The sequence below is a fragment of the Streptomyces sp. NPDC127092 genome (assembly GCF_042722475.1).
Classification (GTDB): domain Bacteria; phylum Actinomycetota; class Actinomycetes; order Streptomycetales; family Streptomycetaceae; genus Streptomyces.
Window position 1 is genome coordinate 68,105 of sequence record NZ_JBHXFE010000039.1, and the last position, 21,200, is coordinate 89,304.

The following is a 21,200-nucleotide window of genomic DNA, read 5'->3' on the forward strand; positions in this document are numbered from 1 at the left end:
GGGGGGTCTTGGGGGGGGGGGGGGGGGGGGGGGGGGGGTTTGGGGGGCGTGGGGGGGGTGTTTGTTTTTGGGGGGGGGAGGGGGGGAGAAGTGGTCCCGCTTCCCCGTATCAGTGCCCCGCCCGCGCCCCGCCCACCCGTGGCGTACGGGCGGTCTTTCGCCACCACTCGGTGTCCGACCGGCGGCCTCCATAGTGGATACGGTGTTGCTGTTATGGTGCTGGGCGAGGAGGTGGACGTTTCAGTGGCAGCAGCTGGTCCTGCGCGAGCGACCCCGGTATCGGCTCGGCGCCCGGGGCGTCCGCCCGTGCCGTTGGAGCGCATCGTCTCCACCGCACTGCAGATCGTGGACGACGAAGGGGCAGACGCTCTCTCGATGCGGACGCTGGCCCAGCGCCTGGGTTCGGGCACCGCGACGCTGTACCGGCACTTCGACAACCGGACGGCACTGGTCGCCCATGTGGTGGACCGCATGTTCGGCGCCGTGGACCTGAACGGCGACGAACTCCGCGCGATGGGCTGGCAGCAAGCGCTGCGGACGGTCGCGCACACCATGTTCGAGGCCCTGGCCCGGCACCGGAACGCGGCGCGCCTGATGGCCGAAGAGGTACCGCTGGGGCCGAACGCCATGGCACTGCGGGAACACTGTCTCGCGGCGCTGCTCGACAGCGGTTTCCCGCCGCGACTGGCCGCGCACACCTTCGCCACCCTCGCCCGCTACGTCCTCGGATTCGCCATACAGGTCAACGGTCATGGCGGCGGCGGGCAACGCGACGACGCGCACCTGTCCGCCGTGTTTCAGAGCGCCGATCCGGCCTTGTTCCCGGCAACGGTCACCGTCGCCGGGTCGATGCCCGTTCCGATCGAGGACGAGTTCTCCTTCGGCCTCGAACTCCTTCTCAGCGGGCTTGCCCACCTGCGCGACGCCGCCTGACCAGCCAGGACGATGCGAATCTGAGGCCGTCGGCGTGTGAAATCACCGCTCGGGGAGGCATTGCTTTCAGGGCGAAACTGCCGGAGCTGCCCATCGGCGGAGGCGTGGACCGGATCCGCGGCGTCTCAGGCGAACAAGGCCCAGACGTATGAGGCGACAAGCACTGCGCACACGGCGGCGGGCACGAATCTGGCAACCGGGTCGCCCTTGCGCAGGTGTACGACCACAGCTCCGGCGAGCAGTAGGAGAAGGCCGACCCCCGCGAGGCCGCCGAGCGCCGGCACGGCGGGGCCGATCGCCACGCCCGCGACTCCTGCCAGTTGCAGCACGCCGATGCGGCGGTAGGCGGCGACGGAGAAGCCGGTCTCGGCGGCCAGCTCGCGTGCCTTCGGCAACGCGAGTGTGTTGAGCACTCCGCTTGCCCCGAAGATCAGGGCGATGGCGCAGGCGAGGGTGATGGTGAGGATCATGAGGTCCTTCCCGGGTGTCGGCGTCATGGCGGCTTGGGACCCTATTGAGCGGCCACCGAACCGGGGTGGGTGTGGCTCGGCCGGGACATGGTGCGGCTCCTTGCCTGGGGCGTCATCGCCCGCACGGCGGCCTGCGTGGTGGTGAGGAAGTCCCGGATGGCGATGTGCCCGATGTAGCCGTCGGGACGGATCAGCAGCAGCGTGTCGCCGGTCAGGCCGTAGGCACTGCGCAGCGTGTTCTCGAGGTCGGAGAAGGCCCGTCCGTCGCCCGCGGCCGGTCCGACGGTCAGCCGCTTCAGCTGGGCGCCCGTCGTCGGCCAGTCGAGGAGTTCGAGGTCCCGGGCGGCGCCGGGGCCGTAGGCGACGGCGGTGAAATGCGGTCCCTGGAAGAGGTCGAACAGGCGGGTCTCGGCGCCGTCGGCGCCGAGCAGTCGGGCGTCCGGGACGCGGTCGCCCACGCGCAGTGTGCCGGTGCGCAGGCCGTCGGCGGGGGCGAGCGGGCCGCCGTAGTAGGTCAGGGAGAGCTGCTGTTCGTCCTTGCCGCGCTTCATGCTGGAGGGATCCAGCTTGGCGATGCCGCCCCACTTCTCCGTGGACAGGCCCAGGACGCCGGCGGCGATCGGCTGCCGCTCGGCCTCGTAGGTGGCAAGGAGGGTCGGGTCGGCTCCGGCGAGAACCTGGCCGAGCTTCCAGCCGAGGTTGTAGCCGTCCTGCATACCGGTGTTCAAGCCCTGGGCACCGGCCGGGGTGTGGACGTGCGCCGCGTCGCCGACGAGGAAGACACGTCCACGGCCGTAGTGCTCGGCAAGACGGATGTTGGGCCGGAACACGGACGTCCAGTGGATCTCGTGCAGCTGGATGTGCCGGTTGCGGGTGTGTGAGTGGATCCGGTCGACGATGGCGCCGATGTCCTGGGGTGGCTCCTCGTCGGGCGTGAGCCGGATCATCCACTGGAACATGTCGCTGCCGGGGAGCGGGCAGGCGGCGATGAGCTTGCCGCCGAGGCCGGGCCACATGTGCCACCGGTTGCGGGCCAGGCCACTCACGGAGGCGTCCACGATCAGCACGCGGTCGGACTCGTCCGTCGTCCCGACGAAACCGATGCCGAGCTGCTTGCGCACCACACTGGAGCCGCCGTCGGCCCCCACGGCATAGCGGGCGACGATCTCCTCGGCCCCGTCCGCGCCCACCACCTTGGCGAGCACCGTGTCCTCGTCCTGCGTCAGCTCGGTCAGTGCCTTGTCGAACTCGACCTCGCGGCCGAGCTCACCGAGCCGGGCGTGCAGGGCGCGGTCCGTGCGGAACTGCGGGATCAGCCAGGTGTTCGGGTACGGGACGTCCGGGGTCGCCTCCTTGTGGGGGAACATCTTCCACGGCACGCTGAGGGGTCCGGCATGGAGCCCGAGCTTGGGGTAGAGGTCGCCGCCGGCCAGCACGTCGTCGAGAGCGCCGAGGTCTTCGAGGACTTCGAGGCTGCGGGGCTGGATGCCCTTGGCGCGCGAGCCGTCGAAAGCGTGGGGGGACCTGTCGACGATCCGGACGTCGAGTCCGCGGCGTACGAGGTCGATCGCCAGGGCGGAGCCCGAAGGGCCGGCGCCGATGACCAGGACGTCGATGGGCTGCGGGGTGTTCATCGGTCGAGCCTTTCGGTGCGTGCGGACACGAACGGGACGAGCTGGTCGGCGACGTCGTGGGGTCGTTCGAAGGGGGCCATGTGCCCGCATTCGGTAATGATGTGATGACTGTGAGGCTTCAGCAGGGCGCGCGCCGTGTCGAAGTGCACCAGCGGCGTGACGTCGTCCTCGTCGCCCCACAGCAGCAGCGTCGGAACGCCCAGCGCCCCCGTTCGCCGGAAGAGGTCGTCACGGCCGGCGAGAGGCAGGTGCTGCAGGGTGTCGAAGACTGCGTACAGCGAGCCCTCGAAGCGGAGGGCGTCGAGGACCATCTCGGTCAGTTCGGCGCCGAGCTCGGGGTCGCGGACGTTGTGCCCGAGGTGCCCCTGGAGCAGCCGGAGGCCGCGGCGGCGGGCGACCACTCCGGCCAGCAGATCGCTGCGCAGCAGCCGGTCGGGGGAGGCCAACCGCGGTTTCGCGAGACCGGCGGGGCCGGCGATGGTGAGCGTGGACACTGACGAGCGGTACCGGGCCGCGTACGTCATGGCGACGAGGGCGCCCATGGAGGTGCCGACCAGGTGCAGGGGCCGCGCCGTCAGGCCGAGCCGGTCCGTCAGCTCGGCCAGCTGCCGCGTGAACAGCGTCTCGTCGTACCGCGCCCGTATCCGGTCGGAGTAGCCGCGGCCGTAGGCGCTGCAGGTCAGAGTGCGCAGCCCGCGGGCGTGCAGCTCGCTGACGAGGCCGTCCCAGTAGAACAGCGGGATGGTCAGACCGCCCGCCATCAGGACCACGTCCCCGTCCTCGGGCCCCGTCAGCTCGTAGTGGGTGACGCCGTCGGACAGCTCGATGAAGCTGCCGCGCAGCGCCTTGCGCGAGTCGGCGGTGAGCTTGCGGTCCTCGCCCGGGGCGACGAAGTACTTCACGGCACGGGTCTCCTTGCCCTCAGTTCGCGGGGGTGTCGGCGCAGGAGCCGAGGAACGTGGCGATCGCGTCCGCGACCCACTGCGGTTCCTCCTCCGGCAGCAGATGACCGCCGTAGGGGTGGACGAACTCCTGGGCGCCGGGGATGTCGTGGGCGAAGTGCTGGCCGTCGATGCCCGCGCTGCGCAGCACCAGCGTGGGCACCGTGATGCGGGGGATCTGCGCGCTGCGGTCCGGCTGGTCGGTGTTGCAGAAGTCGACGAAGGCGGAGCGGTTGCCGGGGCGGCTCATGAGCTGATGGGCGCGGTCCACCATGGCGTCGTCCACGATCCGCGAATGCGGCCCGACGGCCTCGCGCAGGTTGCGCTCGATGGCCCCGCGCGGCATCACCCGCCTCAGCAGGGGCCGCACCAGCGGGTTGCGGGTCAGGCGCATCCCCGTGGGCACCGTCTTTTCCGGGTAGCCGGTGGCGTTGACCAGCACCAGGCCGGTCAGCCGCTCCGGATGGTCCAGCGCGACGTTCCAGGCGATGTTGCCGCCCAGGGAATTGCCGGCCAGCGCGTAGCGCGGCAGGCTCAGCGCCTTCGCGAAGCCCGCCACCGTCGCGGCGTACGCCGGGATGCGGTAGTCGCGATCCTTGCGCGGGCCCGTCAGCCCGAACGCCGGCAGGTCGGGACGGATGACGTCGAACGCATCCGACAGCAGATCCGTCGCGCGGTCGAAGTGCTGCAGGGACGAGGCACTGCCGTGCAGCAGCACGAGTGCCGGGCCGTGCCCAGCGCGCTTGTAGTGGATCCGCAGGCCGTCCACCTCGACGAACCGGGAATCGGGCTGGGGCTCAGACCAGATACTCATAATGGATACACTGTTGCCGATATGGTGGTCGTGTCAAGCGGAAGCCCTTGTCGCGGGCGCGGTGTGGCGCGGCGCGGCGCCTCGGCCGACTCCTGCCCGAACGAAAGGCGCGCAGTACATGACACTCCGACGCGTTCTCGGCGGACTGGGCACCGCAGCGACCCTCGGCGCCGCTGCGGCGATCAGCGCACGTCGTCGCGCTCTGGCGGCAGTCCCCCGCGAGCTGCGACACCCCGTGCTCTACCTCCCGCTGAACTTCGGCAACCCGGTCACTCTGGCCATCGCTCGCCGCCTCGTGCCCTTGGCGGGAGCCGCTTCCAGGCCCGGCGTCCGCATCGAGCGGCGCACGCTGCCGGCCGCAACCGGCGACCTCCCCGTCGAGGTGCTCACCTACCGGGCATCAGGCCAAGCGCCGCGCGCAGCGCTGCTGTGGATCCACGGCGGAGGAACCGTCATGGGTGCCGCTCGACAGGAGAACACCTGGTGCAGCCGCGTTGCCGACGAACTCGGCGCTCTGGTCGTCAGCGTCGACTACCGCCTCGCACCCGAAAATCCGTACCCCGCAGCTTTGGACGATTGCTTCGGTGCGCTCCGCTGGCTTCACGCCAGTGCCGCCGCGCTCGGCATCGATCCCGCCCGCATCGCCGTCGGCGGCGAAAGCGCCGGAGGCGGACTCGCCGCCGCCGTGGTCCAGCGCGCCCACGACTCAGGAGTGCCGGTCCGGTTCCAACTCCTCGTCTACCCCATGCTCGACGACCGCACGGCTCTACGCGTCGACCCTCCCGACAGCGCCATCCATACGTGGACCCCGGACTCCAACCGCTTCGCCTGGACCTCCTACCTCGGCCGCCCGCCACAGGACCGCGACGATCGCCCCTACATCGCGGCGGCAAGGCGGAGGAACCTCGACGGGCTGCCGCCCGCGTGGATCGGCGTGGGCGACCTCGACCTGTTCCACGACGAAGATGTCGACTACGCCCGACGCCTGACCGAGGCCGGCGTCGCATGCGAACTGCGGCTCGAACCAGGCATGTACCACGGCGCTGATGCCTTGCTCGACGGCAAGGCACCGTCGATGACCGCTTTCCGCGCTGCCGCCCTCGACGCTCTGCGAACCGCGCTGGCAAAGCCCTGACCGCCCCGGACATGCCGGACCGGCCTCGGCGGCCGGGCCGGCTCGCTCAGTCGAGAGCAGGAAGGTGGCACCGGGCGGCTTCGCGTGCTTCCTCGTTGGTCACAGGGCCCCAAGGTCGACCGTGACAGGGAATGGCGCGGTGGCCTTCACGGTGCCGGTGAACACCTCGCCGTCCCTGTAAGCCCTGGTGGCAGGGTCGAGGACGTACGTATAGACGATCGGGACCCCGGTGGCGGCCTGCTCGACGCGCCAGTAGAAGGGGATGCCGGCCTTGGCGTACTGGTCCACCTTCACGATCCGGTCGGTGGTCTCCGAGCCGGGCGACACGACCTCGACGACCAGGAGTACGTGCTCGGGGCGGGTGGGCGTGAGGTCGATGGTCTCCGCCCGGTAGACGGTGACGTCCGGGCGACGGTTGGTGAGGGGAACGTCCTGCAGGCGGACGTCGAAGTCCGTGTCCGCGTTCCAGTCCGGGCCCGCGGCGGCGTCCAGGGCATTGGCCAGGAGCCGCGCCAGCCGGTTGTGCCGCTTGGAGGCGCTCGGGCTCACGACGACCATCCCGTCCACGATCTCGATGCCGGCGCACTGCTCCTCGGACCAGGAGTCGTACTGCTCCGCGCTGATCTGCGAGTGCATCCACGCGGGCGCCACCATCTCGGCGGTCATGGTGTACCTCCTTCGAGGAGCCTCGGCAGGTTCAGCGCCGCTGCGCCCAGCCTACTGTTCCGAGGGGCCGGGCCGCCCGGCCTGGAGGGGGATGGAGGGGCGCCCGCCACGTGATGGCGCAGAAGCGTAATTCGGCCAAGCGGGGCGGGCTCGTCAGGGTTTCACCGGCCGCGCCAGGCGCTGTGAGAGGCTGGGCGTATGAACCGGTTGGCTGGTATGACCTCGCCGTATCTGCTTCAGCACGCCGACAATCCGGTCGACTGGTGGCCGTGGGGACCCGAGGCGTTCGAGGAAGCGAGACGGCGCGATGTACCCGTTCTGCTCTCGGTCGGATACTCCGCGTGTCATTGGTGCCACGTGATGGCCCACGAGTCCTTCGAGGACGAGGCCACCGCGGACCTGGTCAACGAGCGCTTCGTCGCCGTCAAGGTCGACCGCGAGGAGCGGCCCGACGTCGACGCCGTCTACATGGAAGCCGTGCAGGCCGCCACCGGGCAGGGCGGCTGGCCGATGACCGTCTTCCTCACCCCGGACGCCGAGCCGTTCTACTTCGGCACCTACTTCCCGCCCGAGCCCCGGCACGGCATGCCGTCCTTCTCCGACGTCCTCGAGGGCGTGTCGCGCGCGTGGACCGAGCGCCGCGAGGAGGTCGGCGAGGTCGCCGGGAAGATCGTCAAGGACCTCTCCGCCCGCTCGCTCGCCTTCGGCGGCGACGGCGTCCCCGGCGAGGAGGAGCTCGCCCAGGCGCTCCTCGGCCTCACCCGCGAGTACGACGCCAAGGCCGGCGGCTTCGGCGGAGCGCCCAAGTTCCCGCCGTCGATGGCGCTGGAGTTCCTGCTGCGCCACCACGCCCGTACGGGCGCCGAGGGCGCCCTGCAGATGGCCGCCGACACCTGTGAGGCGATGGCCCGCGGCGGCATCTACGACCAGCTCGGCGGCGGCTTCGCCCGCTACGCCGTGGACCGCGAGTGGGTCGTGCCGCACTTCGAGAAGATGCTGTACGACAACGCCCTGCTCTGCCGGGTGTACGCCCACCTGTGGCGGGCCACCGGCAGCGAGCTCGCCCGCCGGGTCGCCCTGGAGACCGCCGACTTCATGGTCCGCGAACTGCGCACCCCCGAGGGCGGCTTCGCCTCGGCGCTCGACGCCGACTCCGACGACGGCACCGGAAAGCACGTCGAGGGCGCCTTCTACGTGTGGACGCCCGCACAGCTCACCGCCGTCCTCGGCGAGGACGACGCCCGCTACGCGGCCCGCCACTTCGGCGTCACCGAGGACGGCACCTTCGAGCACGGCTCCTCGGTGCTCCAGCTCCCGCAGGAGGCCGGACCCGCCGACGCCGACCGGATCGCCTCGATCAGGGCCCGGCTGCTCGCCGCCCGCGAGCAGCGCCCGCGCCCCGGCCGCGACGACAAGATCGTCGCCGCCTGGAACGGGCTCGCCGTGGCCGCGCTGGCCGAGGCCGGCGCCCTCTTCGACCGCCCCGACCTGGTCGAGCGGGCCACCGAGACGGCCGACCTGCTGGTCCGGCTCCACCTCGACGACGGCGCCCGCCTCACCCGTACCTCCAAGGACGGACACGCGGGCGGCAACGCGGGCGTCCTGGAGGACTACGCGGACGTCGCCGAGGGCTTCCTCGCGCTCGCGTCGGTCACCGGCGAGGGCGCGTGGCTGGAGTTCGCCGGCTTCCTCCTCGACGTCGTCCTCGACAAGTTCACGGCGGAGGGCGGGGCGCTCTACGACACCGCCCACGACGCCGAACGGCTGATCCGCCGCCCCCAGGACCCCACCGACAACGCCACGCCCTCCGGCTGGACCGCGGCCGCCGGCGCGCTCCTGTCGTACGCGGCGCACACCGGCTCCGAGGCGCACCGGACCGCCGCGGAGCGCGCGCTCGGCGTGGTCAGGGCGCTCGGGCCGCGCGCGCCCCGCTTCATCGGCTGGGGCCTCGCCGTCGCCGAGGCGCTGCTCGACGGACCCCGCGAGATCGCCGTGGTGGGTGCCCCCGACGACGAGGCCTTCCGCGCCCTGCGCCGCACCGCCCTGCGGGCCGGCACGCCCGGCGCGGTCCTCGCCGCCGGACTGCCCGGCGGCGAGGAGTTCCCGCTGTTGAGGGACCGGCCGCTGGTCGACGGCATGGCCACCGCCTACGTCTGCCGCCACTTCGTCTGCGACGCGCCGACGACGGACCCGGAGCTGCTGGCCCGCAAGCTCGCCCGCTGACCGGCGGGGGCGGCCCGAGGCACCCTCAGAAGCCGCCCCCTAGGCGCACAGCAGCTTGCCGCCCTCGGTCGGCCGGTACTCGCCGAGGCCCTGCGGGATCGAGCTGCTGGGCTTCGGGTGGGGCTTGGGCAGGGGTTTGTCCGCGCGCAGGGCCGCGAAGACCTCGGCCGCGTACTTCTTGTCCCACGCGAGGGTCGAGCCGACACCCGCGATGGTCGCGTTGAAACCGGCCACCGGCACGGTCGCGAACTGGGTCCTGGCCGGGGTGACCTTCTTCAGGCGGCCGGCCAGTCTGACCAGTTCCGTGACGGAGACCGCGCGCTCGCCCTGGCCGGTGCCGCGCAGCGTCGAGGCGAAGGCCTTGAGACCGGCCGGGCTGGTCAGCAGGCCGTCCCGCAGGTTGCGGTGCAGGTTGGCCAGGAACAGGTGCTGCTTCTGGATGCGGCCGAAGTCCATCTTGCCGTCCGCGCGACGGGAACGGACGAACTGCAGCGCCTCCCCGCCCTTCACCGACTTCGAGCCGGCCTTCAGGTCGAGACCGGTGACCGAGTCCTTGAGCGGGACCTTGGTGCAGACGGGCACGCCCTTGTCGAAGACGTCGACGGTGTCCATGAAGCGCCGGAAGTCGATCTCCAGGTAGCGGTGGACCGACAGGCCGGTCATCGCCTCGACGGTCTCGACCGTGAAGGACGAACCGCCCTCCGCCCAGGCGCTGTTGATCTTCGCGGGGTGGGCCTTGTGCTTCTCGCCCGTGCGCCGGTCGACGTGTCCTTCGTGGAACGAGGTGAGGGAGTCGCGCGGCAGGCTCACCACGCTCACCCGGTCGTTCTTCTCCGACACGTGCACCAGCATGATCACGTCCGTGCAGGAGCACTCGCGGCTGCCGAGCCGGTACTTCTTCTTCTCGGCCGCGGTGACGCCCTTGCGGCTGTCGAGGCCGACGACGAGCAGGTTGAGGCCCTTCTTCGGCGCGGGCAGATCCGCCGGGGCCGCGGCGAGGGCGCCCGTGCCGGTCGCGACCAGGGCGGTGGCCAGGAGCAGCGTACGTCTCCGGCGGGGGCGGGAGCCCGCCCGCCGGGGGGAGTGGGGGAAATTCATGCAGGAACGTTAAATCGGACGCTCTCGCACAGAGGTGCGCGACGCGACATGGACCGTTCGAATCACTCTCCTGCGGTGGCTGTGCCATGATTCGGAACGTCAGCGGAAGGAGCGAATATGGCGCCCGATCGAGGGAAATGGGAGCGCATGGCCTTCATTCCGAAGAGCCGTTATGTGCCCGATCCGCCGCCGACCGACCCGGAACCCTTTCCGGTGTATTCCTCACTGGCCCGCCAGTGGATGCTGGCCGGTCGGGCGGTTCCCGGAGTGCCCGACCGGGAGTGGGAGCGGCTCATGAGGACACCTATCTGGCCCCGTTGAGCGATTCCGGGCCCGGCAATGGGGTGAACAACGGCGGGCGGACCGCCGGACGGTTTCCTTTCCGTGGCAGGGTCGTTGTCAATCGTGCAGCGGAAGGCGGGGCACGCGTTGTCCCGCGCATCACGAAAGCCGTGAATTCTCTTCCGCCGCAGAAAGGATCCAGACGAAATGAAGTGCAAGAAGGCTGCGGTCGCCGTCGCCGGTCTGCTCATGGCCCTGGGTGCCGCCGCTCCCGCGATGGCCGACTCGTACGCCGAGGGCTTCGCCGTCGGTTCGCCGGGTGTCCTGTCGGGCAACGTGGTGCAGGTCCCGATCCACATCCCGATCAACGTCTGCGGCAACAGCGTGAACATCATCGGCGCGCTCAACCCGGCCGCGGGCAACGTCTGCATCAACGCCTGACGTCGCCCTGAGGACCAACGCCTGACGTTGCCGTCCTGAAGCGGTTCCCGCAGGACCCGGCCGGCCCCGGGGAGCGTCCACCACGCTCCCGGGGGCCGGCCTTCCGCCGTCTCAGGAGGCCCCGGCGGCCACCCGCTCCTCGCCCGACCGCGGACGGCCCACCACGCCGCCGCGCCCGGCCGTCGACCCCAGCCGCCGCCGCACGCCCTTCACGAGCCGCCCGGCCGTGTAGCCCGCACCGAACACGAAGCGCATCGAAGGACCGTACGAAGGCGCCGTGAGCAGCCCGGCGAGGAAGAGCCCGGGCCACGAGGACTCGAACAGCGCCCCCACCTCCGGCGCCCCGCCCGCCCCCACCCGCCGCAACCCGTCGCGCAGTTCCGGCGCGAGCACGTCCGCGCGGTCCAGGCTCGGCACGAACCCGGTGGCGGCGACGACATGGTCGGTCTCCACGACGTCCGTCACCCCGTCGGCACCGGCCACGTCCAGCCGCAGCCGCTCGTCCGCGGTCACCGTCGCACACGTGACCCGCTGCCCGAGCCGCACGTCCCCCACCTTCGCGAACCGCTCGCGCAGCCACCAGGCGCCCGCCGGGCCGAGGGCCGAGTCGAAGATCCGCTCGCGGGTCGCGGCGGGCAGCCGCCGGAAGACGCCGGGCGTGTCCGCGTACAGCTTGTTCCGCCAGCCGCAGCCCAGCCCCGTGTGCGGGGCGCGCAGCGACCGCCACGGGCCCCGGTCGAGGGCCGGCGGGACGGTGTTCCAGTTCAGCCGGCCGGAGCGGGCCAGGATGCGCACCGTCGCGCCCTGCTCGGTGAGGATGGCCGCCGTCTCCAGGGCCGCCTGCCCGGCGCCGATCACCGTGACGTCCCGGCCGGCGAAGCCGTCGAGCTCGCCGTGGTGGCTCGAGTGGGTGACATGACGGCGGGGCAGCCCGCGCAGCGGGCCGGGGATCTCCATGAACGGCAGCACGCCCACCGCGAGCGCGACGGTACGGGCGCGGACGGTCTCGCCGTCCTCCGCCGTGACCGCGAAGCCGCCGCCGGCGGCCGGCGCCACGGTGGTGACGAGCCGTTCGTCGAGCGCCGGGACCGCCTGGCGGGCGAACCAGTCGCCGTACGCGGCGAAGAAGCCGACCGGCAGCGGTACGCCGTGCTCGGCGCGGACCCCGCGGGTGGCCGCGTAGGCGTCGAGCCCGTACGTGCCCGCCGGGTCGGAGAGGTGCGAGGCCCACGGCTCGGACTTCAGGAACATCGCGGAGGGCATCGCGTGCCACATCTCCATGGGGCGGCCGAAGATCCGCAGGTTCAGCCCGTGCGCCGCCGCGTGGGCGGCGACGGACAGCCCGTAGGGCCCCGCTCCCACAATCACCAGGTCGTACATCGCGCGTTCCGCCTTCGAAGTCGTCGGTCTCATCGTTGGGTCATCCGGTCGTGGGGCGTACGGGCCGGGGGCTGCGGCGCGGGCACGGCCACCACCGGCTGCGGACCGCCGGCGCGCAGCAGCCGCCGCGTCAGCCGCCGGGTCAGCCGCCGCGCCAGCCGGCGGAGCCTCAGCAGGGCCTTGCGCAGGAGGTGCGCGAACCAGGTCCGCAGCATCGCGAGCGCCGGGCGCGGGTCGTCGGCGGCGAACCAGGCGGCCTCGCCGCCGCCGTCACCGCCGGGGCCGGGCCGCCCGGCCGCGTGACGACGGCCCGGCGAGGTCAGGTACGACAGCGCCGCGTAGTTCTCGACGACGAAGCGCCGTCCGTACGAAGGGTGGTGCGCGGGCACCGGACGGCCGGTGAGGTCCAGGTGCATGGCCCGGACCACGTCGAGCCCGTCCCGGTCGGCGAACAGCCGGAATTGGGCGCCGGGCCGCGGGTTGAAGTCCAGCAGGTGGTAGGCGCCGGTCGTCCGGTCGAGCCGGAAGTCCAGGTCGCACACGCCCCGGTAGCCGAGCGCCGAGAGCAGCTCCCGGGCCGTCGCGTCGACCACGGGATTGGCCGTCCAGCGGCCCACCGCCGTGAGCCCGGCGCCGTCGGGCCAGGAACGCTCCTTGATGCCGGTGGCACCGGTCGAGCAGCCGCCGGCGGAGTCCACGTATCCGTGGAAGAACCAGTCGAGTCCCCGCCCCGCGGGCAGCAGCTCCTGGAGCAGCAGCCGGCTGCCGGCCTGCGGGGCGCGCGCGTACAGCTCACGCACCTCGGCGAGCGAGCCGACGATCGTGGTGCTGCGCAGCCCGCCCCCGGCCGGCAGCAGCCAGGGCCGGCTCCACTTCGCGATCACCGGAAGGCCGAGCGACCAGGCCATGGCGGCGGCCTCGTCGGCGCTCGCGGGGAGTTCGGTGCGCGGGTGGGGGAGGGCGAGGGCCCGGCAGGTCTCGGCGAGCTGGGCCTTGTCGGCGACCCGGGTGAGTTGCTCGGGCGACTGGTCGGGCAGCAGGAAACGGCCGGCCAGCTCGGGCCGGCACTCGGCGAGGGAGAGGGCGGTGATGTCGTCGAGCGGCACGAGCAGGGCGGGCGCGGGGCGTGCGCGGCGGTCGGGCCGGCGAGGGCCGGACAGGTGGTCGGACAGGTGGTCGGACAGGGGCTCGGGCCGGTGGCCGGGCAGGGGCTCGGGCCAGGGGTCGGAGCGGCCGTCGGCGTGTTCACGGTCGGGCCGGCCGTCGTCCCGCTCCTCGCGCTCCTCGATCTCGTCGGCGATCCGGTGCAGCAGCCGGGTGAGCTCGGCGGGCGACGGTTCCGCCGGGCGCTGGTGGGCGCGCCGGAGGTAGCGGGAGCGGACGACCGGACTGGCCGGCGACTCGACCACCGCGTGGACCGCGATGCCCGCCCGCCCCAGGGACCGCGCCGCGCCGAGCGTGCCGTGGTGAAAGGGGTTCGGGTCGAGCCGCACAAGGACCGCGGGGACGCGGGTGTCAAAACTCGGCACGGCATGTCCTTCGTCTCGGGTGCCCCAACTGGGCGATGAAAAATCCTCTTACGGACTATTGATGGGAGCGAACCGGAGTTCTCGGTCGGCGCATTAGGAATACTTTCGGAAGATCGGACTGACGGACCATCAAGCGGCGCGAGAGAGAAGGAGTGCTGTCATGATCAACCGAAATCAGAGAACTTCGAGGGTGTGGCTGGGGGTGTTCACCGCCGGTCTCCTTGCATCAGGTTCTGTCGTGCTGTCGTCTCCAGCTCACGCCCACGCGCCACACGCCCAGGCTCACGCCGCCGAATCCGAATCCGTAACGACGAGGGACCCCAGACCGACTCTGTCCAATGCCATGGGAGCGTTCCTGGACTCGGGCCCGCTCGGGGTCGCCCGGATCTCCCAGCTGGAGCGCTGGCTCGGCGGCCGCGAGCTGCGCGTCGGGCACACCTACCTGCCGGGCGACCTCTGGTCGAACATCGAGGGCCCGCCCGGCTTCCTCGACGCCTGGGCGAACTGGCGCAACGAGCGCGCCGACCGCCTGTTCGTCCTCAACGTGCCCATGCTGGAACGGAACGAGGCGGGCGTCTCCGACTACGAGGTCCGCCGCCAGCTCCAGCTCGGCGCCGCCGGGTACTTCGACCACCACTTCCGCACCCTCGCCCAGCGCCTGGTCGACCTCAAGGCCGCCGACACCGTTGTGGTCCTCGGCTGGGAGATGAACGGCACGACGTACACCCACCGGTGCGCGCCGGACCCGACGTCGTGGAAGAAGTACTGGAACCGGATCGTTTCCGCGATGCGGTCCGTGCCGGGGCAGAAGTTCCGCTTCGACTTCAACCCGAGCCGGGGCCGGGACGCCGTCCCGTGGACCGAGTGCTATCCCGGGGACGACGTCGTCGACATCATCGGGATGGATTCCTACGACCAGCCTCCGGGCTCCGATTTCGACCGGCACGTCAGCGAGCCGTACGGGCTCCAGGCGCAGGTCGATTTCGCGGCCGAACACGGGAAGCAGATCTCCTATCCGGAATGGGGTCTCTTCCGGAACGGAGACAACCCCGAGTACATGCGGCGCATGCTCGAATGGATGAAGCAGCACAAGCCGCTGTATCACACGATCACCGATTACTGCCCGCACGGCGTCTGGCAGTGCGGGGCCAATCCGGAGTCCTCGCAGGTGTTCCGGCAGATGCTGTACGGCGTGGACCCGACGGACCCGGTCGAGCCGACGGAGCCGACCGAGCCGACGGAGCCCACGGAGCCCACGGAGCCGACGGAGCCGACCGAGCCGACGGACCCGGCGGACCCGGTCGAGCCGACGGACCCGGCGGACCCGGTCGAGCCGACGGACCCGACGGACCCGGTCGACCCGGTGGACCCGGTGGATCCTGTGGACCCGGTGGACCCGACGGTGCCGGTACCGAGGCCTGAGCCGAAGCCCGAGCCGAAGCCGGAACCGAAGCCTGAGCCGAAGCCCGAGCCTGAGCCGAAGCCCGAGCCCAAGCCCGAGCCCAAGCCCGAGCCGAAGCCCGAGCCCAAGCCTGAACCGAAGCCTGAGCCGAAGCCTGAGCCGAAGCCTGAGCCGAAGCCTGAGCCGAAGCCCGAGCCCAAGCCCGAGCCGAAGCCCGAGCCCAAGCCTGAACCGAAGCCCGAGCCGAAGCCCGAGCCCAAGCCGGAACCGAAGCCTGAGCCCAAGCCGGAACCGAAGCCCGAGCCCGACTGCTGGAAGCTGAACCTCGGTTCATGGGTGGAGAGCTGGATCGGCGGACAGATCTGCGTACCGACGAACTCCTGGAAGGAGTCCTGGAAGCAGCCGGCAAAGCCCGCGGTGCCCGCCATGCCTGCGGTACCCGCGATGCCCGCGGTGCCCGCGAAGCCCGAGGCGCCCGTCAAGCCCGCGGCGCCCGCCATGCCCGCCATCCCGCCCAAGCCCGTCGAGCCGGCCAAGCCCGACACGCCGGTCGTCGGCTGGCAGGACGGACTGAAGATCGACTGGAAGGGCGCGCTGAACGGGGTCTGGCCCTTCTGACCGGTCCGACCGGTCGGTGAAACCCCCCACGGCGGCGGAGGAACTCAACCTCCGCCGCCGCTCGGCGTTCCGGCGGCCCGGCCCGCCGGTAGCAGCCCCGGCCGCAGCCGCCCGACCGCCCGCCCGACCCACTCCCGCTCCCGCGCCTGCCGGGCCGCCCAGCTCCGGCCGTTCGCCGCGCCCGCGCGCAGCCACAGCAGCGGGGCCGCGCTCCGGCCCGCGAGCATGAGCCGCTGATTGGGCACCGTCTCGGGTCGCCAGTGGTGCTTGTACGGCTCGGTGCCGCGCAGCATGCTCAGCGTGGCCCGGCCGCTCGCGCTGGTCTCGCGCGCACCGTGCCGCAGCAGCATCGCCGCGACGTCCACCTTGCGTGCGCGCAGGGCCGGGTCCGCCCCGTACAGATAGCCGCCCGCGAGGCGCGGCGACAACAGCGTCAGGTCCGCGCACACGACGTCGCCGCCGAGCCGGAACTCGGTGACCATCGCGTCGCCGCGCTCGACCATCGGCAGCACCGCCCGCGTCAGGTGCTGCGCGAAGCGCTCGCTGGTGTGCTCGGCGGTCACGCCACGGCCCTGCCACTGCAGGTGGTGGAGCCGCAGGAGGCGCTCCAGGGCCACCGGTACCTCCGCCGGGGGCACGATGCGCTCGTCGATGCCCAGCGCGTCCATCTTCCGCAGCTTCGCCCGCACCCGCTGCGCCTTCCCGGAGGGGATGCGTTCGAGCAGGGCCTCCATCGGTACGGCGGGCAGTTCGAGGCACAGCGAGTCGGCGAGCCGTCGCCGGGGGCCGCGCCAGGCCTCGTAGACGCGCTCGGCCGCCGCCCCGGGCCGTACCTCGCGCAGGTCGATCACCGCGCCGCGCGCCGCCCGGGCCAGGGCGCCGGCGAGTGCGGGCGCGGCCTCCGGGCAGTCGTCGTCGAGCAGGACGTCGGTGAAGTCGGTGATGGCGCCGCCGAGCTGGGTGAGCACCGGCAGCGGCCCGGCCGCGGCCCGCATCAGCGGCGCCGCCGCGACGGGCGTGCCGTCCGCGCGCCGGACCAGGACGATCCGCAGGGCGCCGGGCCGGCCGTACGACAGCCACCAGGAGTGGAGCCACGAGTGGGACTGGAAGGGCGTGGCCGTCGAGCAACGGCCGTAGAGCGCCGTCCACTCCGGTCCGAGCCGCTCGAACGAGGCGGCGTCCCGGCAGACTTCCGGGTAGAGGGGTCTGCCGTTCACACCGCCTCCGGTTCCGGCTGCTGCGCGGCGCCGGCCGGGCCCGGAACCGAGGCCGAGGTCGGGGCGCCGGCCGGGTTCGCGCCCTGCCGCGAGTGCCGTGCCTCGGCCCTGGTCGACCGCTTGGGCCGCACCAGCAGTACCAGGCCGCCGAGTAGTCCGCCCGCACAGCCGCCGACCAGCGCCGACAGCGAGGCCGAGGGCGAGACCGGCTCGACCGGCTTGGTCGCCCGCGAGAACTGGACCACCTTCACGCCCGTGTTCGCGGCGACGTGGGAGCTGTTGAGGACCAGCGAGCGGGCCACGCCGTCGGCCATCGACACCGCCGTCGACGGCTTCGCCGAGCGGGCCGTGATCGAGATCATCGGCGCGTCGGGCGAGGTCGAGGCCTGCACGCTCGACCGCAGCGTGTCGGCCGAGACGCCCGCCCACACCTGGGCGTCGCCGGTCACGGCGATGTCGGTGGCGACCCGACCGTACGCCTGGGCGAAGCCGAGCGCGGCCGACGGGTCGGACTTCTCCCCGGGTACGACGATGACGTAGCTGGTCGCCGCGTACTCGGGGGTCTTCAGAGCGCCGTAACCGCCGCCGAGGACCGCTCCGGCGAGCACGGCGGCGGGCAGCACCATCCAGCGGGCGGGGGTGAGCAGGGTGTGACGTGGTGGGTTCGTGGTCATGACGCAGCTCTCACTTCACGGGAAGGGGGCCGTGGACGGCCTGGTGGTAGAGGGACATCAACTTCCGGGCGCTCTGCGCGATGTCGTAGCGGCGCACCGCCTCCGGCGGCGCCAGCCGGCCGCGCCCGGAGCCGCGCAGCGCGAGCAGCGCCGAGATCAGCTCGGGCACCGACTCACCGATCCGCCGCGCACCGGGCGCGGCCTCGGCCGGCAGGTCGTCGATCGCCGGGCAGGCCACGTAGAGCGCGGGAAGCCCGGCCGCCAGCGCCTCCACGACGGCGAGCCCGAAGGTCTCGTCCGGGGAGGTGGACACGAACACGTCCATGGCGGCGAGCAGCGCGGGAAGCCCGGGCCGCGCGCCCTGCCCGCCGTGGCCCCCAGGCCCCCGGGACGGGCCGGCGGAGGCGGCAGCGTCCGCCGAATGCGCGCGGCCCTCCGCGGCCGCCGGGCCTGACCGGCCCTCCGGGCCCGCCGGGCCTGACCGGCCCTCCGGACCCGCCGGAGGGTCCTCGCACGCGCCCGTCAGCAGGACGCGGTCCGTCGCCCCGCACTCCTCGGCGATCCGCAGCAGGTGCTGCCGCTGGTCGCCCTCGCCGACCAGCAGCAGGCGGGCCTCCGGTACCGCCGCCACCGCGCGTACCAGGCGGTCGAAGCGCTTTCCCGGCGCGAGCCGCCCGACGCCGCCGACCACGAACGCGTCCGGGGGCAGCCCGAGCGCCGCCCGGGCCGACGCGCGCGCCCGGGGGTCGAAGGCGAAGCGGTTCGTCTCGATGCCGTTCGGCACCACGCGGATGCGGGACGGGGCCACGCCCCAGCGGGTGAGCCGGCGGGCCACGCTCGGTGAGACGGCGACCGTGGACGTGCCGAGGCGTTCGGTCGCCAGGTACAGCGCCCTGGTTCCGGTGGACAGCGGCCGGCCCTCGATCTGCGCGTCGCCGAGGGAGTGTTCGGTCGCGATGACGGACCGCACGCCGGCGAGCCGCGCGGCCGGCCTGCCGTACACGCACGCCCGGTACAGGTGGGTGTGGACCAGGTCGTAACCGCCCTGCCGGATCAGCCGGGTGAGCCGGGGCAGTGCGCCGACGTCACGGTTGCCGGTCATCCCGAGGTGGAAGACCGGGGTGCCGTCCGCCTCGATGCCGTCGGCCACGGCACCGGGGTTCGTCAGGGTGACCACGGCGCTCCGCAGCGGGAGGTGGCGCAGCATCAGGCGGAGCTGCTGCTCGGCGCCGCCGATGCCGAGCCCGGTGATGACGTGCAGCACCTTCATGTCGGTCGTCATGACAGGACCGACCTCGCCGGGCCGTTCTGCGCCGGAACCAGGTCGGCGGGCCGGCGCCGCCGCAGCGGGTGCAGCACCCGCTTCGCGGTGAGCCGCCAGGACGTGTCGTCCTCGCCGATGTGGACGCGGGGCAGGGCGTACGTCCCCGACAGCGGCCCCGGATCGATCGCGCAGCCGTACGTGTAGCCGGCCTTGCGGACCGCCCGTACGACCCGGGCGTCGACCGTTCCGTACGGGTAGCAAAAGCCGTGCACCGGATCGCCGGTGATCTCCTCGATCAGTTCCCGGCTGTGCCGCGTCTCGGCCGCCAGGGTGGCGTCGTCGGCGTCCACGAGGGAGACGTGGTGCAGCCCGTGCGAGCCGATCTCCATGCCCGCGGCGGCGGCCCGGCGGATGCCGTCCTCGTCGAGCAGCGGCTTGCGCGGGCCCTCCGCGTCCCAGGCGTTGTCGCCGCCGAGCCGCCCGGGCAGCACGTACACGGTCGCCGTGAAGCCGTGCCGGCGCAGCAGCGGCACCGCCGACTCCAGGAAGTCCGCGTAGCCGTCGTCGAAGGTCAGCCCGACCAGACCGCGTTCCCGCCCTTCGGCGGTCGCCGCGAGCAGCTCCCGCACGGACACGCCGCGCAGGCCGCGGTCGCCCAGCCAGTGCAGCTGGCGGGCGAAGCGCACGGGGGAGACGGTCACCTTGTACGGGTCAGCGGACGTTTCCGTGATCGAGTGGTACATCGCCACCCACAGGGGAGGCTTCGGCAGCAGTCGACGCAGCACGGCGGGGGCGGGCATGGAGGGTCCTTCGGCGGGGAGAGCGGGGCAGGGGCGGGATCTCGGGCGCCTTGGCGGCGCACGCGACGAACAGCAGGAAGACGACGACCACGACCAGGCCGGCGACGGTGAGGGAGAGCACGGGCGGGCCGATCAGGACCGAGCACAGCCAGCCCGCGCCGGTGGCCCAGGCGCCGGCCGTCGCCAGCCGCAGCAGGCCCTCGCCGAGCCGGCGGAAGTCGACGGGTACGGACTGGCGGTGGGCGCCGCGCAGCAGCATCACGGCGGTGAGGGTGATGCCGAAGGCGTTGGCGCCGGCGATGCCCGAGGCGCCCCAGAAGCGGGCGGCGACCGCGCCGGTCACCGCCGTCGCGGCGAGCCCGGCGCCCATCGCGGCGGCGGGGTACCAGAGCGGTCGGGCGGCCGAGAAGTAGCAGCGGACCAGGGCGCCCACGACGGTCTGGCCGAGCAGCCCGAGCGCGTACACCCGCATCACGGCCGCGGTCGCCGCCGTGTCGCCCGCGTCGAACGCGCCGCGCTGGAAGAGCAGTTCGACGATCTGCGGCGCGGCGGCGATCACCGTCGACGCGCCGACGAGCACCACCACGGCGGCGAGCAGCAGATCCCGCTCGACCCTCCGGCGGGCCGCCTCCTTGTCGCCCGACGCGAGTGCGCGGGCGACGACGGGGAAGCTGACCGTGCACAGCATCAGGGAGAGGATCATCGGCATCTGCGCGACCTTCTGCGCGTAGTTCAGATGCGAGATGGCGCCGGCCGGGAGCGGCGAGGCGAGGAAGCGCTCGATCAGGATCTGCGACTGGCGGGTCAGCGCGAAGACCACGACCGGAGCGATCATCCCGATCACGAGGAGCCGCCCGTCGCCGGCCGGGGTCGCCTTGGGCTCCTCCTTCGGTACGGGCCGGGTCCGCAGCTCCCGCAGGAGCGAAGGCGCCTGGACGAGGACCATCAGCACGCCGCCGACCGCGACGCCGGCGGCGGCCGAGCGCACGCCGAGCGGCTCGCGCAGCACCAGGGTGGTGCCGATGATGCCGACGTTGTACGCGACGTAGATCGCGGCCGGCGGCAGGAACGAGCCGTGCGCGCGCAGCGCGGCCGAGCAGTAGCCGGCGAGGGCGAAGGACAGCACGCAGGTGGCCGTGAGCCGGGTGCAGTCCACCGCGAGCTGCGGGTCGGGCAGGCCCGGCGCGAGCGCGGCGACCAGCAGCGGCGCGAGGACGACGAGCAGGGCGGAGACGGCGGCGACGGCGAGGACGATGCGGGGCAGGGTGGCCCGTACGAGGCTGCGGACCGGGTCACCGAACAGCGTGCCGGCGCGGCGCGCGAGGGCCCGCGAGAACGCCGGCACCAGGATCAGCGCCATCGCGTCCTCGATGAGCAGCGTCGAGGCGAACTCCGGGACGGTCCAGGCCACGAGGAAGGCGTCGGTCTCCGCGCCGGCGCCGAAGTAACCCGCGAGGATCTGGTCCCTGACCAGCCCGAGCACCGCGCCGACCGCGGTCAGGGCGGCCGTGACGGCCGCGGCCCGCAGCAGGAACCGCCCCGACGGCGACCACTTCGTCCGGCGCCGGGCGTGCCGGGCCCGCTCCGGGGCGAGCGGCTGCGCGCCGTGGCCGAGGGGCCGGCCGCCGAGCAGCGGGGGGCGGGCGGCCGCGCCCGGCACGGAATGACTGGTGATGGGC

18 protein-coding genes are annotated in these 21,200 nt (G+C 72.8%); 5 read left to right on the plus strand and 13 right to left on the minus strand.

The genetic code is table 11. From position 1 onward, the window contains the following. The first annotated feature begins 306 nt into the window (after window positions 1-306). Entirely contained in the window at window positions 307-933 is a 627-nt protein-coding gene (locus ACFWJO_RS28025; RefSeq protein WP_386869475.1) for a TetR/AcrR family transcriptional regulator, read from the plus strand. 125 nt (window positions 934-1,058) lie between these two features. On the opposite strand, the gene ACFWJO_RS28030 is transcribed toward ACFWJO_RS28025, so the two are convergent. Genes ACFWJO_RS28030 through ACFWJO_RS28045 form a run of 4 tightly spaced genes read right to left on the minus strand, consistent with a single transcriptional unit; the run spans window position 1,059 to window position 4,792 of the window. After that, the gene (locus ACFWJO_RS28030) at window positions 1,059-1,403 is read right to left on the minus strand and encodes a DoxX family protein (RefSeq protein WP_386869477.1); all 345 of its coding nucleotides are present in this window, start codon (window positions 1,401-1,403) and stop codon (window positions 1,059-1,061) included. Window positions 1,404-1,444: 41 nt separating this feature from the next. Continuing rightward, window positions 1,445-3,037, minus strand: coding sequence for an FAD-dependent oxidoreductase (locus ACFWJO_RS28035; RefSeq protein ID WP_386869479.1), 1,593 nt, complete (start codon window positions 3,035-3,037; stop codon window positions 1,445-1,447). After that, window positions 3,034-3,939, minus strand: coding sequence for an alpha/beta fold hydrolase (locus ACFWJO_RS28040; RefSeq protein ID WP_386869480.1), 906 nt, complete (start codon window positions 3,937-3,939; stop codon window positions 3,034-3,036). Before ACFWJO_RS28040 ends, ACFWJO_RS28035 begins: the two co-directional genes overlap by 4 nt. Window positions 3,940-3,958: 19 nt before the next feature. Continuing rightward, a complete protein-coding gene (locus ACFWJO_RS28045) occupies window positions 3,959-4,792 on the minus strand; it encodes an alpha/beta fold hydrolase (RefSeq protein WP_386869482.1) in 834 nt (277 codons plus the stop codon). Window positions 4,793-4,910: 118 nt separating this feature from the next. Here ACFWJO_RS28045 and ACFWJO_RS28050 point away from each other — a divergent pair, with 118 nt between their 5' ends. Then, on the plus strand, window positions 4,911-5,927 hold the full coding sequence (locus tag ACFWJO_RS28050) for an alpha/beta hydrolase (protein ID WP_386869484.1): 1,017 nt from the start codon (window positions 4,911-4,913) through the stop codon (window positions 5,925-5,927). Between the two features lie 99 nt (window positions 5,928-6,026). Here ACFWJO_RS28050 and ACFWJO_RS28055 read toward each other — a convergent pair whose 3' ends face one another. Beyond that, window positions 6,027-6,593: a Uma2 family endonuclease gene (locus ACFWJO_RS28055; protein WP_386869486.1), complete on the minus strand. Its 567-nt coding sequence runs from the start codon at window positions 6,591-6,593 to the stop codon at window positions 6,027-6,029. Window positions 6,594-6,791: 198 nt separating this feature from the next. On the opposite strand from ACFWJO_RS28055, the gene ACFWJO_RS28060 reads away from it, so the two are divergent. Beyond that, on the plus strand, window positions 6,792-8,816 hold the full coding sequence (locus tag ACFWJO_RS28060; protein ID WP_386869488.1) for a thioredoxin domain-containing protein: 2,025 nt from the start codon (window positions 6,792-6,794) through the stop codon (window positions 8,814-8,816). A 39-nt stretch (window positions 8,817-8,855) separates the two neighbouring features. Here ACFWJO_RS28060 and ACFWJO_RS28065 read toward each other — a convergent pair whose 3' ends face one another. Further along, entirely contained in the window at window positions 8,856-9,914 is a 1,059-nt protein-coding gene (locus ACFWJO_RS28065; RefSeq protein WP_386869490.1) for an LCP family protein, read from the minus strand. A 489-nt stretch (window positions 9,915-10,403) separates the two neighbouring features. Here ACFWJO_RS28065 and ACFWJO_RS28070 point away from each other — a divergent pair, with 489 nt between their 5' ends. Then, window positions 10,404-10,637: a chaplin gene (locus ACFWJO_RS28070; protein WP_384411677.1), complete on the plus strand. Its 234-nt coding sequence runs from the start codon at window positions 10,404-10,406 to the stop codon at window positions 10,635-10,637. 111 nt (window positions 10,638-10,748) lie between these two features. Here the strand turns inward: ACFWJO_RS28070 and ACFWJO_RS28075 are convergent, their stop codons facing one another. Together ACFWJO_RS28075 and ACFWJO_RS28080 are read right to left on the minus strand one after the other, a co-directional pair. After that, the gene (locus ACFWJO_RS28075; RefSeq protein ID WP_386869506.1) at window positions 10,749-12,017 is read right to left on the minus strand and encodes an FAD-dependent oxidoreductase; all 1,269 of its coding nucleotides are present in this window, start codon (window positions 12,015-12,017) and stop codon (window positions 10,749-10,751) included. 29 nt (window positions 12,018-12,046) lie between these two features. Further along, entirely contained in the window at window positions 12,047-13,546 is a 1,500-nt protein-coding gene (locus tag ACFWJO_RS28080) for an ATP-grasp domain-containing protein (protein ID WP_386869492.1), read from the minus strand. Window positions 13,547-13,889: 343 nt separating this feature from the next. On the opposite strand from ACFWJO_RS28080, the gene ACFWJO_RS28085 reads away from it, so the two are divergent. Next, the gene (locus ACFWJO_RS28085) at window positions 13,890-15,566 is read left to right on the plus strand and encodes a glycoside hydrolase family 26 protein (RefSeq protein WP_386869494.1); all 1,677 of its coding nucleotides are present in this window, start codon (window positions 13,890-13,892) and stop codon (window positions 15,564-15,566) included. Window positions 15,567-15,610: 44 nt separating this feature from the next. Here ACFWJO_RS28085 and ACFWJO_RS28090 read toward each other — a convergent pair whose 3' ends face one another. From ACFWJO_RS28090 to ACFWJO_RS28110, 5 genes are read right to left on the minus strand one after another with little or no spacing between them, the layout of a single operon-like run. Further along, window positions 15,611-16,783: a GNAT family N-acetyltransferase gene (locus ACFWJO_RS28090; protein WP_386869496.1), complete on the minus strand. Its 1,173-nt coding sequence runs from the start codon at window positions 16,781-16,783 to the stop codon at window positions 15,611-15,613. Continuing rightward, window positions 16,780-17,457, minus strand: coding sequence for a lipopolysaccharide biosynthesis protein (locus ACFWJO_RS28095; RefSeq protein WP_386869498.1), 678 nt, complete (start codon window positions 17,455-17,457; stop codon window positions 16,780-16,782). The genes ACFWJO_RS28090 and ACFWJO_RS28095 overlap by 4 nt, the downstream gene beginning before the upstream one ends. Before the next feature lie 10 nt (window positions 17,458-17,467). Further along, entirely contained in the window at window positions 17,468-18,727 is a 1,260-nt protein-coding gene (locus ACFWJO_RS28100) for a glycosyltransferase (protein WP_386869508.1), read from the minus strand. A gap of 8 nt (window positions 18,728-18,735) precedes the next feature. After that, window positions 18,736-19,521, minus strand: a complete 786-nt coding sequence (locus ACFWJO_RS28105; RefSeq protein WP_386869499.1) for a polysaccharide deacetylase family protein — start codon at window positions 19,519-19,521, stop codon at window positions 18,736-18,738. Beyond that, a complete protein-coding gene (locus ACFWJO_RS28110) occupies window positions 19,433-21,196 on the minus strand; it encodes a lipid II flippase MurJ (RefSeq protein WP_386869510.1) in 1,764 nt (587 codons plus the stop codon). Before ACFWJO_RS28110 ends, ACFWJO_RS28105 begins: the two co-directional genes overlap by 89 nt. Between the last annotated feature and the right edge of the window lie 4 nt (window positions 21,197-21,200).